Below are 13,253 nucleotides of genomic sequence, written 5' to 3'. Positions count from 1 at the left end.
CGAGGGGCCCGGCGTGGGCCTCGGCCGGGGGACACGGGGGGCACGGAGGTCACAGGGCCGCCTCCACCTGGGCGACCGTGAGCCACGGCTGGGGGGCGAGGATCTTCGCGACCTGCGGGGCGAAGGCGGGGGACGACGTGACGACGGCGGCCGTCGGGCCGTCCGCGACGACCTCGCCGTCCGCGAGGATCACCACCCGGTGCGCCAGCTCGGCGGCGAGCTCCACGTCATGGGTGGCCAGGACGATGGCGTGCCCCTCGGCCGCGAGGCCCCGCAGGACGGCGACCAGACGGGCCTTCGCCGCGTAGTCCAGGCCGCGGGTCGGCTCGTCGAGGAGCAGCAGCGGGGGGCGGGCGGTCAGCACGAGCGCGAGGGCGAGCGCGAGGCGCTGGCCCTCGGACAGATCCCGCGGGTGGGTCGCGTCCGGAACGCCCGGCAGCAGCGCGGTGACGAGGTCCCGGCAGGTGCCCGGCGCGGCTCCCGCGTCCGCGTCCGCGGCGGCGCACTCGGCGCCGACCGTGTCCGCGTACAGCAGGTCCCGCGGCTCCTGCGGTACGAGCGCGACCTGGCGGATCAGCTCGCGCGGCGCCGTACGCCGCGGATCGCGGCCCCCGACCCGCACCGACCCGGACGTCGGCCCGACCAGCCCGACGAGGCTGCTGAGCAGCGTCGACTTCCCGGCGCCGTTGCGCCCCATGAGCGCGACGGTCTCGCCGGGCGCGACGGTGAGGTCCACGCGCCGGAGCGCCTCGACGCGTCCTCGCCGGACGCCGAGCGCCCGGACGACGGCCGCGGGTGCGTCGGCGGCGGTGACGGCCCCGGGTGCGTCGGCGTCGTCGGTGGCCGCGGGCGAACGCACCGGCTGCGCGGGTGCCCCGTCGGCGGCGGTGGTGGGCCGGCTCCGCCGCAGCAGCCTGCCGAGCAGGCTCGTGCGGGCGGGCTCGTCCGCTCCCGCCGGGCGCTCGCCCTCCACGGGGCGCGGCCGCGAGTCGACGCCGCCGGGAGGGGACAGGACGAGGGAAGGGGAAGGGGAAGGGGACGGCTCGGCCGGCCCGGACAGCGACGGCGGCGTCCGGCCCGACAGGCGGGCCCGTACGTCGGACGCGCGGCGGCGGGCGTCGCGCACCGACAGGGGCAGCGGGTCCCAGCCCGCGAGGCGGCCCAGCGCCACCACCGGGGGATGGACAGGGGAGACCGCCATCACCTCGGCGGGAGCGCCCATCACCGGGGGTTCGCCGGGAGCAGGGAGCAGGATGACCTGGTCGGCGTACTGGACGACCCGTTCGAGGCGGTGTTCCGCCATGAGGACCGTCGTGCCCAGGTCGTGGACCAGGCGCTGGAGCACCGCCAGGACGTCCTCCGCCGCGGCCGGGTCGAGCGCCGACGTCGGCTCGTCCAGGACGAGCACCTTCGGGTGCGGGGTCAGCACGGAACCGATCGCGACCCGCTGTTGCTGGCCGCCGGAAAGCGTCGCGATCGGCCGGTCGCGCAACTCCGCGAGCCCCAGCAGATCGAGCGTCTCCTCGACCCGCCTGCGCATCACGTCCGGGGCCAGGCCCAGCGACTCCATCCCGTACGCGAGCTCGTCCTCGACCGTGTCGGTGACGAAGTGCGCGAGCGGGTCCTGGCCCACCGTGCCGACGAGGTCGGCGAGTTCACGCGGCTTGTGCGTGCGGGTGTCCCGGCCGTCCACCGTGACCCGCCCCCGCAGCGTGCCGCCGGTGAAGTGCGGCACCAGCCCGGAGACCGCTCCCAGGAGTGTCGACTTGCCGACTCCCGAGGGGCCGACGAGCAGGACCAGCTCTCCCTCCGGAACCGTCAGGTCCACCCCGGCGATCGTGGGCGGCGCGGCGGGGTCGCCGTAGGTCACCGAGACGTTCTCGAAGCGGATCATGACGACGACTCCTTCAGCGACGACTCCTTCGCCGGCGGTACGGGGGCGACGAACGCGGGCAGCAGGCCCACCAGCACGCCCACGGCGGGCCACAGCGGCAGGACGGGCGTGGTCAGCGGTACGACGCCGGGGTGCAGGGCGTCGGGAGCGTACGAACCCGCGCGGATCATCAGCACCGCGACGGCGACGCCCGATCCCGCCACCAGCCAGGCCCGCGCACCCCAGCGGTCGGGGCGGTAGCGGGTACGCACCTGGCGCCGCCCACCGAGCCACAGCCCGCCGGCCGCCGCGGCGAACCCGCCCAGCAGCACCGGCAGTCCGTATCCCGCGCCCTTCGCGGCGAGCAGTCCGTACGAGCCGGCGCACACCCCGAGCAGACCGCCGAGGGTGAGGGCGGTGGTGGTGTGCCGCACCGCGGGCGGAACCTGTGCCGTACGTCCGTACCCGCGCGCGTCCATCGACGCCGCCACCGCGACCGACCGTTCCAGCGCGCCCTCCAGCACCGGCAGCCCGATCTGCAGGACCGCCTTCACGCCGCCGGTGGGACGGCCGCGCAGCCGGCGGGCGGTCCGCAGCCGCACCACGTCCGCGACCATGTTCGGCGCGAACGTCATCGCGACGACGACGGCGACTCCGGCCTCGTAGAGCGCGCCCGGCAGTGACTTCAGGAGGCGGGCGGGATTGGCGAGCGCGTTCGCCGCGCCGAGACAGATCAGCAGGGTCGCCAGCCTCACCCCGTCGTACAGCGCGAACACCAGCTGCTCGGCGGACACCCGGCCGCCGATCCTGATGCCCTGGGCCCAGTCGGGCAGCGGGACTTCGGGCAGGGTGAGGAGGATGTGCGTCCCGGGGATCGGTGAGCCGAGGACGACGGAGAACACCAGCCGGATGGCGATCACGGCGAGGCCCAGCTTCACGAAGGCGCCGTAGGAACGGGCCCAGGGCGCGTCGGTGCGGCGTGCGGCGACGACGTATCCGGCGACGCCGACGAGCAGCCCGAGGAGGAGCGGGTTCGTCGTCCGCGACGCGGCGACGGCGAGACCGAGCGCCCACACCCACCACGCCCCGGCATGCAGCGCGTTGCTCCGGCCCGCCACGGGCGCACGCAGCGCTCCGCGGTGGGGCGTCCGCCCCCGAGGGCCGCCGTGACGCGCGGCGTCACCGTCCTGGCCGGGACGGCGGGGACGTCCGTCCTCGGGCCCGGTACGGCCCGTGTGACGGCCGGTCCCGCCGGGACGGCCGACGACTGCGTCCTCGGACGCCGGACGGGCGTCATACGGACGGCGGGGACGTCCGTCCCCGGACGCCGGACGGGCCGGGTGGGGTGGCGGGTCCCCGTCCCCGAGCGGGGGACGGGCCTGCTGGGGCGGAGTCATCCTCGGCGGCGGGACTGCCAGAACGCCGCCGCGCCCAGCGCGAGGACCGCGGCGACGCCCGCGAGGACGCTCAGCGACGGGCCACCGTCGCTCTCCTCGGCAGACGAGGACGAGGACGAGGATGCGGACTCCGAAGGCGCCGACGTGGACTCCGGCGACGCGGGCGCCCCGGCCGAGACCTGTTCGCCGCAGCCCGTCCCCGGGTATCCGGCGATCGCGCACAGCAGCGCGTCCGCGTTGTAGCGCAGGGGCTTGGCCACCGCGGCGAGCGCCTCGGCGCTGCTCGCGTCCGTACGCACCTGCGCGCAGCCGGCGCGCGGCGAGACGGGCGGGGTCTCGCCGGACGGCGCGTCCGTGGCGCTGCCGAAGTCGATGACGACGCCGACCCGCTTGGTGCCGGGCTTCGCGGGCGTGTCCGCGCACAGCGCGGCGAAGCCCGGGGCGGTGCGGGGCTTCGCCGAGTCCTGCGAGTCCGCGCTGACGGAGAAGCGGAAACCGTCCACCGTGCCGTCGGCCGGCCTGGCCGTCGCCGGGCCCTGGGTGGCGTACGCCCAGGACCCGCCGTCGGACTGCCAGAACGACCAGTACCGGTAGCCCGCCGCCTGCGCCGCCCCCGCCGCACCCAGCACCGTGACGACGGCGGCGAGTGCGGCGCAGAGCGCGAGGACGAGCGCGGCAGGTCGCCCGCGCATCACTGCTGCTTGCTCTTGCGGCGGCCGCTGATCAGGATGCCGATCCCGGCGCCCGCCGCGACACCGGCGCCGATGAACCACCAGATCCCGGCGCTGTCGCCGCCCGTGCCCGACTCCGCGGCGGTGTCGTCGGCCTGCGCCTGCGGAGCGGCCGGCGCGGTGGTGGAGACCGGCGCGGGGCCGGTCGCGTTCAGCTGCTGGACCAGGTCGGCGCCGCCGAAGGCACGCGGGTCTGCGCCGAAGGCGTGCGCGGCGAGGATCAGCTGCGCGTACGCGGCCGGGCCGGCCTCCTTCGCCCAGGCGGCGGAGTTCTGCTCCAGCCACCGTATGGCGTCGGCCGCCTTGTCGGAGTGCCCGGCGGCCGACAGCGCGAGCACCGCGTCCGCCGTGTTGCCGAAGTCCGGCTTCGGGGCCGGGTCGGTGGCGCCGGGCAGCGGAGGCGAGTCCAGGTGACCGGTCTTCGCCAGCGCCTTCGCGAGGTACGCGGCGCCGTTGCGCGCCGACTGCTCGGGGGTCGCCTTGGCGGGCGTGGCGCACCGGGGCTCGCCGTCCGGCTTCGGTCCGGCCAGGATCATGCCCCGGCCCAGCCCGGCCAGGACGCCCGCCGCGGTGGCGTCGCCGTTCGCGAGGAGCTTGCCCGCCTTGTCCGGCTGGTAGGCGAACGCCCCGCCGCCCGCCGTGTCCGTGCACGGGATGGCGAACGAGACCAGCGCGTCGTACGGCGTCTTCCCGCTCTTCGACGTCAGCTCACCCGGCCTCGCCTTCGCCGCGGCGAAGGCGCTGATCACGATCGACGTGGAGTTGGCGTCGGAGGGCATGCCCGGGTTGTAGCTCCAGCCGCCGTCCTCGTTCTGGACGGACTTCAGCCAGCCGATGCCCTTGTTCACGGCGTCCTGGTGTCCGCCGAGGGCGCGCAGGGCCTGCACCGCGACCGCGGTGGCGTTGGTGTCCAGCATCGTCTTGGCGTCGCACGGCTTGGTGACGTCGGCGCGGTACGAGGCGAAGCCGCCGTTGGCGCACTGCTGCCCGGTCAGCCAGTCGACGGCCTGGTCGGCGGGCACGGTCTTGACGACGTCCTGCGCGAGCAGCGCCAGCGACTGCCGCCACACACCGTCGTACGTCGGGTCCTGCGTGCCGTACAGCCCGGTGGGGAGCGCGGCCGAGGGGGAGGGGGACGGAGTGGGGGCGGCCGTCGCGGCCGGGGCACCGGCCACGCAGAGCACGGCGGAGGCGGCGGCGAGCGCTGCTGCGCTGCGGCGAACGGACATAGGGGGCTGGGCCTCTCCTGCGGGGAGCCGGGCACAGGCACGCATAGGTACCAGGCTCCGGCCCCGTATTCCTCGACGGTGCCTGCCAACGGGCCGGTCCCGATGACACGAGCCGGTCACGGCCGGTACGAGGCGTTCCGACTCGCCGCCTGCGAGGGCGGCTCACGGTTGCGGGTCAGTGCCGGATTTGCACCGGCTTTCCCTCGTACGGGTGTGATGACGACTCGCACACTCTACCGGTGCGTATACGGGACCCCCGGGGCTGCCCCTGGGCCGGGGGGAGTGCGCGGGGTCTCTGGGCCGGGGGGAGTGCGCAGGGTCAGCCGGTCGCGGTCGCGGTCGCGACGTACGTCACCGGCTCGCTGCCCGCCACCGCCTCCGCCCGCCCCAGTTTCACCAGCCGGCGCAGATGGGCCTCCGCCTCCGAGACCGCGATGTTGCGTGAGCCGTACGGGATCCGGTCCCAGGGGCGGTTCCACTCCATGCGCACGGCCAGCTGCCACGGGGTGAGGGGGGTGGCGAGGAGCGACAGCAGTCCGGTGAGCCGCTCCTCGTGGTGGGCGAGCAGCTCCCGGACCCGGCCGGGGGCGTCGGTGAAGGCGTGCTGATGGGCGGGGAGCACCTCGGCGACGCCCAGGCGCCCGACGCGTTCCAGGGAGTCGAGGTAGTCGCCGAGGGGGTCGGTGACCGTGGAGTCGTCGGGGTCCTCGTAGAGGCCGATGTGCGGACTGATGCCGGGCAGCAGATGGTCGCCGGAGAAGAGCCGGCCGTGACCCGGGAGGTTCGCCGGGTGGTCCTCCTCCAGGTGCAGACACACATGCCCGGGAGTGTGACCGGGCGTCCATATCGCGCGCAGCCGCCGCCCGGCGAGGTCCAGCAGCTCACCGGGAACGATCTCCCGGTCGGGCAGCGCCGCCCGCAGCCCGGGCAGGGTCCGCATCCGCCCTTCGTCGCGGGCGGCGCGCAGCGGGGCGAGGTGCTCCTCGGGCGCCCCGACGGCGGCGAGCTTCCCGGCCAGGTAGTCGAGCCAGGCCCCGGGCCGTGCGTCCCGGGTGCGGCGTACGACGTCGATGTCGGCCGCGTGCATCGCGATCCAGGCACCGGACGCCTCGCGCACCTGGCCGGACAGCCCGTGGTGATCGGGGTGGTGGTGGGTGACGACCACACCGTGGACGTCGGCCATCGCGATCCCCAGCGCGCCGAGACCCTCCGCGAGCGCGGTCCAGGACGCCGGATCGTCCCAGCCGGTGTCGACGAGGACCGGGCCGCGGTCGGTGTCGAGGACATGGACCAGGGTGTGGCCGAGCGGGTTGTCCGGGATGGGGACCTGAAGGGACCATACGCCTCCGCCGTGCTCCGTCACCTGTGGCATACGACCTCGTCTCCCCTGTGCGGCACGGCCGTTGCCCACTATAACGAGAACTGATGCTCCGTCAGAACGGGTGGGAGTCGTTCGCCGGAATCCCCGGCCGCCCCACGCCCCGCAAGCCCTGCCGGTCGTCGACGGTCACCTCGGGCCGCCGCTCGGGCCGCCGCCTTCTCGAAGTCCCTCTCGTTCGTCGCGTCCCACAGCGGTGATCAGGGCGGCGGCGACGGCGGTCAGGAGGAGGCTCCCCACCGTGACCGTTCCCACGCCGACGACGAACAGCCCGCTGGAGTCGTCCGACCAGTCGTAGAAGGCGGCAAGGGTGAGACCCGCCGTGGTGCCGAACACCGCGACCGCGCTGCTGTGCCGGGACGCCCCCCAGTAGACCGGGGCCAACAGGGTCAGTACGAGCCCGATGACCTGCCACGCCTCGTACGGGCCGGTCGTCGTGCCATCGGGTTGCACGTCGCGGTGCTGGTCCCAGCCCAGCCAGGCGGCCCATGCCGCCATCGTGACCAGGGCCGACACGAGTGCTCCCGACAACTGGGGAGCGGGCTTGAGTGGTTGCTGTCGCATGGGCCGAGCGTCCCGGCTCGCGCGACGACCGGCCAGCGCGCAGGTACTCATGCGTGTCTGAGCACTCCGTACCGCGGGCCCGGCGCCGGCCTGGGCCCGCGGGTCAGTGCGCCTGGGCCCGGCGGCCGGTGTGCAGGACGGCGAAGAGCCCCGTTTCGCGGGTGCCGTCCGGCAGGTGCCAGGTGCCCGCGAGGTGGCCGGTGGCCCCGTGCGGAGGGAGGGTCCGGTCGTCCGGGGCAGGTCGCAGGACGCGGTGCAGGCGGAGGGTCGTGCCCTGCGGTGCGGGCATCTCGGTGCTCTCCCGGTCGTCGGTGGCCGTGCCGACGACGTCCGTGGAGAGGGAGCCTCCACCGGTGTAGGAGCGGGTGACCTCCCGGTCCGGGAGGTCACTGGTGTTCTGGTCCTGGGCCTGGACCCGGCCTTCGATCACGCCCGTCAACTGGGCGACCAGCACCGGGTCGTGGCAGCCGTCGTAGGCCCAGCGCCGTCCCAGCACCCCGTGTTCCATGGTGCCGATGAGAGCGTGCTCCGCGCCGGCGAGCGGGGCACCGCGATAGGTGAGCGGGACCAGGTAGGCGGTCGGGTGGGGAGTCGAGGCATCGGTGACCACCATGAACTCGATCCCGACCTCGCCGTGCGGGTCATCCAGCCGGAAGCCGCCGGCCTTGGCCAACTCCGGTTCGCCCGCCCCGCCGCGGTACCACGGGCGGGACGGGAGCCAGGAAGTGAGCAGTTCCAGCTTGGTCGGCTTGAGGGAAGTGCGGTGGATGACGGCCATGCCGAAGGTTCTCCTCCATCACGTGGACACGAGCCCTCACACCTTCCCATCCGCGCGGCTCCGAAGAAGCGGTTCTCCATCCGGTCTGCATTCGGTTTCCCTCCGGCAGGACGCCTCGGTCGACCGTGTCGCGGGGGACGGTCAGTGGGACGTGAGGGACGGTCATCGGGACGTGAGGGGGGTTTCGGACTCGACGCGGGTGAGCTTCTCGGGATTGCGGACGTAGTAGAGGCCGGTGACGCGGGCGTTCTCCACGCGGAAGGCCAGCACGCCGTCGATCACGCCGTCCAGGCGCAGGACGAGTCCGGGGTTGCCGTTGACCGTGGTGGACTCACTGGTGAAGGCGCCGCCGGCCTTGGCGACACTGCCGGCCATGTAGCGGAGCACCTTGTCGGCGCCGACGACCGGCCGCAGGGCCGCCAGCTTGAGGCCGCCGCCGTCGCTGACGAAGACCACGTCCGGGGCGAGTACGTCGAGCAGCCCCTGGAGGTCCCCGGTCACGAGCGCGCGCTGGAACGAACGCAACGCTGCCCGGGCTTCTTCCGGGGAAACCGCTGTGCGCGGCCGGCGGGCGTCGACGTGCCGGCGGGCGCGGTGGGCGATCTGGCGTGCGGCGGCGGGGCTCTTGTCGATCGCGGCCGCGATGTCGTCGTAGCCGATGTCGAAGACCTCGCGCAGCACGAAGACGGCGCGTTCGGTCGGTGAGAGGGTTTCGAGGACGAACATGAGTGCCAGCGACAGGTTCTCGGACAGTTCGACGTCCTCGGCCACGTCCGGGGCGGTGAGCAGGGGCTCGGGCAGCCAGGGGCCGACGTAGGCCTCCTTGCGCCGTTTGAGGGTGCGCAGCCGGTTGAGTGCTTGCCGGGTCGTGATCCGTACGAGGTAGGCGCGCTGGTCCCGCACCTGAGCCAGGTCGACCTTGACCCACCGCAGCCAGGCCTCCTGGAGGACGTCCTCGGCGTCCGCCGCCGATCCGAGCATCTCGTAGGCGACGGTGAACAGCAGGTCTCGGTGGGCGACGAAGGCCTCCGTCGCGGGGTCGGTGACGTGGTCGTTCATGGCGTGCGCTTCACTCTCTCGTGGTCGGCCCCCCATGCCGCGAGCAGGCCGTGGGGCATGTACCCAGTTTGACGACGGGGCCGTCACCGGCGGCCTGCCCACTGATCAGGGGCACTGCGGCTCGGTCCTCCTCGGCCGCGGGATGCGCGGGACGCGCGGGAACCGGCCTTGCGTGCCCCGGACACCAACTTGTCGAGGGTGAACCGGCAGGCGATCTCCTTGACGCCGGCACCGGGCCGCCCGCTGATGCTGAGCGCGTTCACCTTGTCGTTCGGGTAGGAGAACTGGGTGACGCCCTCGTCCCGGCCGAGGCTGAGGCACTGCCCGGCGAAGAACATCCGGACGGCAGCGGCTTTCTTCCCCGCGATCCTGCGCAGGATCGTGTCGGCGGCCGCCGGGCCCAGCTGCACGGCGGCCTGGCAGCTCATCCGGAACGGCGTGTCCGTCATCACCGCCGCGTCCCCGGCGGCGACGATGCGCACGTCGTCCACGCTGGTCAGCGTCGCGTCGGTGACCAGACGGCCTTCGGCGTCGGTGCGCAGCCCGCTGCGGGCGGCCAGGTCCGGGACACGGAATCCAGCGGTCCAGATCGTCACCGTGCTGGGCAGCTCGCGGCCGTCGTCGAGCCGCACGCCGTCGCGCGTCACTTCCGTCACCCGCGCACGGGGACCTTCGAGGACGGTCACACCCAGCTCGGCGAGCCGGCGGGCGACCGGGCGGCGGACTCGGGCATGCAGGGAGGGGCCGAGCACGTCGCCGCAGACCAGGGTGACCTTGCGGCCCAGTTCTGCCAGCTCGGCGGCGGTTTCCAGACCGGTCGGCCCGGAGCCGACCACGGTCACCGGATCGGACGCGGGCGTCGCGGCCAGCACCGACCGCAGTCGCTGCGCTCCCTCGAGGTCCGACACCGCATGGGTGAACTCCGCGGCTCCGGGCACGCCGGGACCGGAGGCGCCGCTGCCCACCGCGTAGACGAGGTAGTCGTAGGGGAGAGTGCCACCGCCCGCCAGCGACACCCGGCGCTCGGCGGCGTCGATCCGGGTCGCGGTGTCGACCACCAGCCGGACGTTCCCGCCCAGAACCTCGTCGAAGCCCACGACCGCGTCATCGGAACCGGTCACGAGCTGGTGCAGGCGGATCCGCTCGACGAAGTCGGGACGCGGATTGACCAGGGTCACCGACACGCCGTCGCGCCGGGCCAGGCGGTTGGCCGCCGTCACACCCCCGTACCCGCCGCCGACCACGACCACCTCGACGTCCCTGTTCCCGTTCCCGTTCATCGTGTCTCCTTCGCGTTGTGGACTCGGCATGGAGACACCGGCCGCCGATCCGGTGTAACAACCCGCGGATGAGACCTAGCGCACATCGGACGGGGCGGCCGCATGAGAGCGGCCCGCACCAGCGACAAAGCCGCTGGTCGGGGCCTATTCGGTCCCGCGTCTGGCTTAGTTCAACTAGAACTGGTATCAGTTCTGAAACAGTGTCAGAAGATCCCCCGGTGGAACCCCGGTGCGCGGGAGGCAGTCGCCATGACCGAACTGATCGAGCACGGAAAGCTGTTCATCGGCGGGGAGTTGGTCGATCCCCTCGGCGCGGACACCATCGAGGTGATCTCGCCGCACACCGAGCAGGTCATCGGACGCGTCCCGCACGCCTCGCGGGCCGATGTGGACCGGGCGGTCGCGGCCGCGCGTGCCGCGTTCGACCAGGGGCCCTGGCCGCGGACGTCGCTGGAGGAGCGCGTCGAGATCGTGGGGCGGATCAAGGACGCGATCGCCGTACGGCACGAGGAGATCGCCCGCTCGATCAGCTCGCAGAACGGGTCCCCGTACTCCTGGAGCGTCCTGGCGCAGGCGCTCGGCGCGATGATGGTCTGGGACGCGGCCATCACCGTCGCCCGGGACTTCACGTACGAGGAGCGGCGCACCGGTGTGCTCGGGCCGCTGCTGGTGCGGCGGGAGCCGGTCGGTGTGGTCGCGGCGGTCGTCCCGTGGAACGTTCCGCAGTTCGTCGCCGCGGCGAAGCTCGCGCCCGCGCTGCTCGCCGGCTGCACGGTCGTGCTGAAGCCCTCACCGGAGTCCCCTCTCGACGCGTACATCCTGGCCGACATCGCCCGCGAGGCCGGGCTGCCGGAGGGTGTGCTGTCGATCCTGCCCGCCGACCGCGAGGTCAGTGAGTACCTCGTCGGACACCCCGGAATCGACCGGGTCTCCTTCACCGGCTCGGTCGCCGCGGGCAGGCGCGTGATGGAGGTCGCCGCCCGCAATCTCACGCGCGTCACCCTGGAGCTGGGCGGGAAGTCCGCCGCCGTGATCCTGCCCGACGCGGACCTGGACGCGACCGTCCAGGGCATCGTCCCGGCGGCCTGGATGAACAACGGACAGGCCTGTGTCGCCCAGACCCGCATCCTGGTGCCCCGCGCCCGCTACGACGAGTTCGCCGACGCCTTCGCCGCCGCGGCCGGCGCGCTGGTCACCGGCGACCCGCTGGACCCGGCGACCCAGGTCGGCCCGCTGGTGGCGGACCGTCAGCGGCAGCGCTCCCTCGACTACATCAGGATCGGCCAGGAGGAAGGCGCCAAGATCCTCACCGGCGGCGGCCGCCCGGCCGGACTCGACCGCGGCTGGTACGTCGAGCCGACGCTCTTCGGCGGTGTCGACAACTCGATGCGCATCGCGCGCGAGGAGATCTTCGGGCCGGTGATCTGTCTGCTGCCGTACGGCGACGAGCCCGAGGCCGCCGCGGTCGCCAACGACTCCGACTACGGGCTCAGCGGCAGCGTGTGGACCGCCGACGTCGAGCACGGCATCGACTTCGCCCGCCGGGTGAGGACCGGTACGTACAACGTCAACACGTTCAGCCTCGACATGCTTGGCCCGTTCGGCGGATACAAGAACTCCGGTCTGGGGCGGGAGTTCGGTCCCGAGGGCTTCGGCGAGTACTTTGAGCACAAAATGGTGCATTTGCCGTCGGGATACGGGAGCGAAGGCTGATGGGCGACCGCTGGCACATCGAGATCGACCGGGGCGTGTGCATCGGCTCGGGCATGTGCGTGAGCAACGCACCGGACGGGTTCACACTGGACTCCGCCCGTCAGTCCCACCCCACCGAGCCGGACACCGACGCCAACGAGCAGATCCTCGCGGCGGCGGAGGGCTGTCCGGTCGAGGCGATCCTGATCACCTTGCCGGACACCGGCGAGGCGGTGTTCCCGCCCGAGGAGTAGCTCCGGCCCTCCTCGACCGGAGCCCGAGCCCGAGCCGGAGCCGAACCCCGGAGCCCGAGCCCGAGCCGGAGCCGGAGCCCGAAGCCGGTGCCGCAGACAGTCGCGGTGCCGGCTCCGGGCTCAGCCGGTGGGCCGGCGCCCCGCCCGGCCCCGCCCCGGGGCCGGGCCCCGCTCCTGGCGCGGGTCCCGTTCCGGGTCCGTCAGGTCGATCAGGCGGCAGACCGTCTCGATGTCGATCTTCACCTGGGCGATCGAGGCGCGTCCGGACAGCCAGGTGATCAGGGCGGAGTGCCAGGTGTGCTCGATGACCCGGACGGCGGAGAGCTGCTCGGGCGTCGGGTTCTCCAGGCCCATCGCGTCCAGGATGATCGCCGTCGTCTGGCGCGAGACCGTGTCCACCTCGGGGCTCACGCTGCGGTCGGCGAAGGTGAGCGCCCGCACCATCGCGTCCGCCAGGTGCGGCTCGCGCTGGAGCGCGCGGAACGCCCGCATCAGCGTCTCCGCGACCCGCTGCGCCGAGCTCTCCGCGGCCGGCGGGCGCTTGCGCAGGGTCGTGTGCAGATGCTGGAGCTGGTCCTGCATGGTGGCGACGAGCAGATGCACCTTGGAGGGGAAGTAGCGGTACAGGGTGCCCAGCGCGACCCCGGCGGCCTCGGCGACCTCACGCATCTGTACCGCGTCGAAGCCGCCCCGGCTGGCCAGCTGCGCGCTGGCGTGCAGAATGCGCCGGCGCCTGGCCTCCTGGCGCTCCGTCAGAGGAGGGGTCGCCGGAACCGCCGTCACTGACGGAGCCGCTGTCCTGGCTTCCGCGGTCATGTCTCCTGCCCCCGTCCCCGATTCCGGTAACGCGCTGTCTCCGTTCCCGGTGACGCCCGTCTCCGTTCGCGTCCCCCGGAGCTTCGGAGGGCACAGCATGGCAGGGCTCCGCGCCGTGGCGCGAATCACCTGATCCGGGCCTTACAGCAGCGCTACCTGCCGGTAGATTCGATGCTCCTTGAGCGATCAAGAACGATCAAGT

General features: G+C 73.5%; 12 protein-coding genes. 2 read left to right on the top strand and 10 right to left on the bottom strand.

Going from position 1 to position 13,253, the window contains the following annotated elements; translation table 11 throughout:
• Positions 1 to 49: 49 nt before the first annotated feature.
• The 9 genes from OG766_RS10290 to OG766_RS10250 all read right to left on the bottom strand — a co-directional run bounded on the left by OG766_RS10290 (position 50) and on the right by OG766_RS10250 (position 10,289).
• A complete protein-coding gene (locus tag OG766_RS10290; RefSeq protein ID WP_328725109.1) occupies positions 50 to 1,894 on the bottom strand; it encodes an ABC transporter ATP-binding protein in 1,845 nt (614 codons plus the stop codon).
• On the bottom strand, positions 1,891 to 3,270 hold the full coding sequence (locus OG766_RS10285) for an energy-coupling factor transporter transmembrane component T (RefSeq protein WP_443045468.1): 1,380 nt from the start codon (positions 3,268 to 3,270) through the stop codon (positions 1,891 to 1,893). Before OG766_RS10285 ends, OG766_RS10290 begins: the two co-directional genes overlap by 4 nt.
• Entirely contained in the window at positions 3,267 to 3,962 is a 696-nt protein-coding gene (locus tag OG766_RS10280) for an SCO2322 family protein (RefSeq protein WP_266374521.1), read from the bottom strand. The genes OG766_RS10285 and OG766_RS10280 overlap by 4 nt, the downstream gene beginning before the upstream one ends.
• A complete protein-coding gene (locus tag OG766_RS10275; RefSeq protein WP_266374522.1) occupies positions 3,962 to 5,230 on the bottom strand; it encodes a prenyltransferase/squalene oxidase repeat-containing protein in 1,269 nt (422 codons plus the stop codon). The genes OG766_RS10280 and OG766_RS10275 overlap by 1 nt, the downstream gene beginning before the upstream one ends.
• 319 nt (positions 5,231 to 5,549) lie before the next feature.
• Positions 5,550 to 6,602: an MBL fold metallo-hydrolase gene (locus tag OG766_RS10270; protein ID WP_266374523.1), complete on the bottom strand. Its 1,053-nt coding sequence runs from the start codon at positions 6,600 to 6,602 to the stop codon at positions 5,550 to 5,552.
• A 135-nt stretch (positions 6,603 to 6,737) separates the two neighbouring features.
• Complete coding sequence (locus tag OG766_RS10265) at positions 6,738 to 7,172, bottom strand: hypothetical protein (protein ID WP_328725108.1); 435 nt, start codon at positions 7,170 to 7,172, stop codon at positions 6,738 to 6,740.
• A 103-nt stretch (positions 7,173 to 7,275) separates the two neighbouring features.
• Positions 7,276 to 7,950: a maltokinase N-terminal cap-like domain-containing protein gene (locus OG766_RS10260; RefSeq protein WP_328725106.1), complete on the bottom strand. Its 675-nt coding sequence runs from the start codon at positions 7,948 to 7,950 to the stop codon at positions 7,276 to 7,278.
• Positions 7,951 to 8,112: 162 nt separating this feature from the next.
• Positions 8,113 to 9,009, bottom strand: coding sequence for an RNA polymerase sigma-70 factor (locus tag OG766_RS10255; protein ID WP_328725105.1), 897 nt, complete (start codon positions 9,007 to 9,009; stop codon positions 8,113 to 8,115).
• An 83-nt stretch (positions 9,010 to 9,092) separates the two neighbouring features.
• Positions 9,093 to 10,289, bottom strand: coding sequence for an NAD(P)/FAD-dependent oxidoreductase (locus tag OG766_RS10250; RefSeq protein ID WP_328725104.1), 1,197 nt, complete (start codon positions 10,287 to 10,289; stop codon positions 9,093 to 9,095).
• Between the two features lie 249 nt (positions 10,290 to 10,538).
• Here OG766_RS10250 and OG766_RS10245 point away from each other — a divergent pair, with 249 nt between their 5' ends.
• Positions 10,539 to 12,002 carry an aldehyde dehydrogenase gene (locus OG766_RS10245; protein ID WP_266374527.1) on the top strand — a complete coding sequence of 488 codons (1,464 nt, stop codon included), beginning with the start codon at positions 10,539 to 10,541 and terminating at the stop codon, positions 12,000 to 12,002.
• Positions 12,002 to 12,235: a ferredoxin gene (locus OG766_RS10240; protein WP_266374528.1), complete on the top strand. Its 234-nt coding sequence runs from the start codon at positions 12,002 to 12,004 to the stop codon at positions 12,233 to 12,235. The genes OG766_RS10245 and OG766_RS10240 overlap by 1 nt, the downstream gene beginning before the upstream one ends.
• Before the next feature lie 120 nt (positions 12,236 to 12,355).
• On the opposite strand, the gene OG766_RS10235 is transcribed toward OG766_RS10240, so the two are convergent.
• On the bottom strand, positions 12,356 to 13,051 hold the full coding sequence (locus tag OG766_RS10235; protein ID WP_266374529.1) for a TetR family transcriptional regulator: 696 nt from the start codon (positions 13,049 to 13,051) through the stop codon (positions 12,356 to 12,358).
• Between the last annotated feature and the right edge of the window lie 202 nt (positions 13,052 to 13,253).

Source organism: Streptomyces sp. NBC_00259, from assembly GCF_036181745.1.
In the GTDB taxonomy this organism is placed as follows: domain Bacteria; phylum Actinomycetota; class Actinomycetes; order Streptomycetales; family Streptomycetaceae; genus Streptomyces; species Streptomyces pratisoli.
This window is presented reverse-complemented; position numbering and strand designations above follow the sequence as displayed.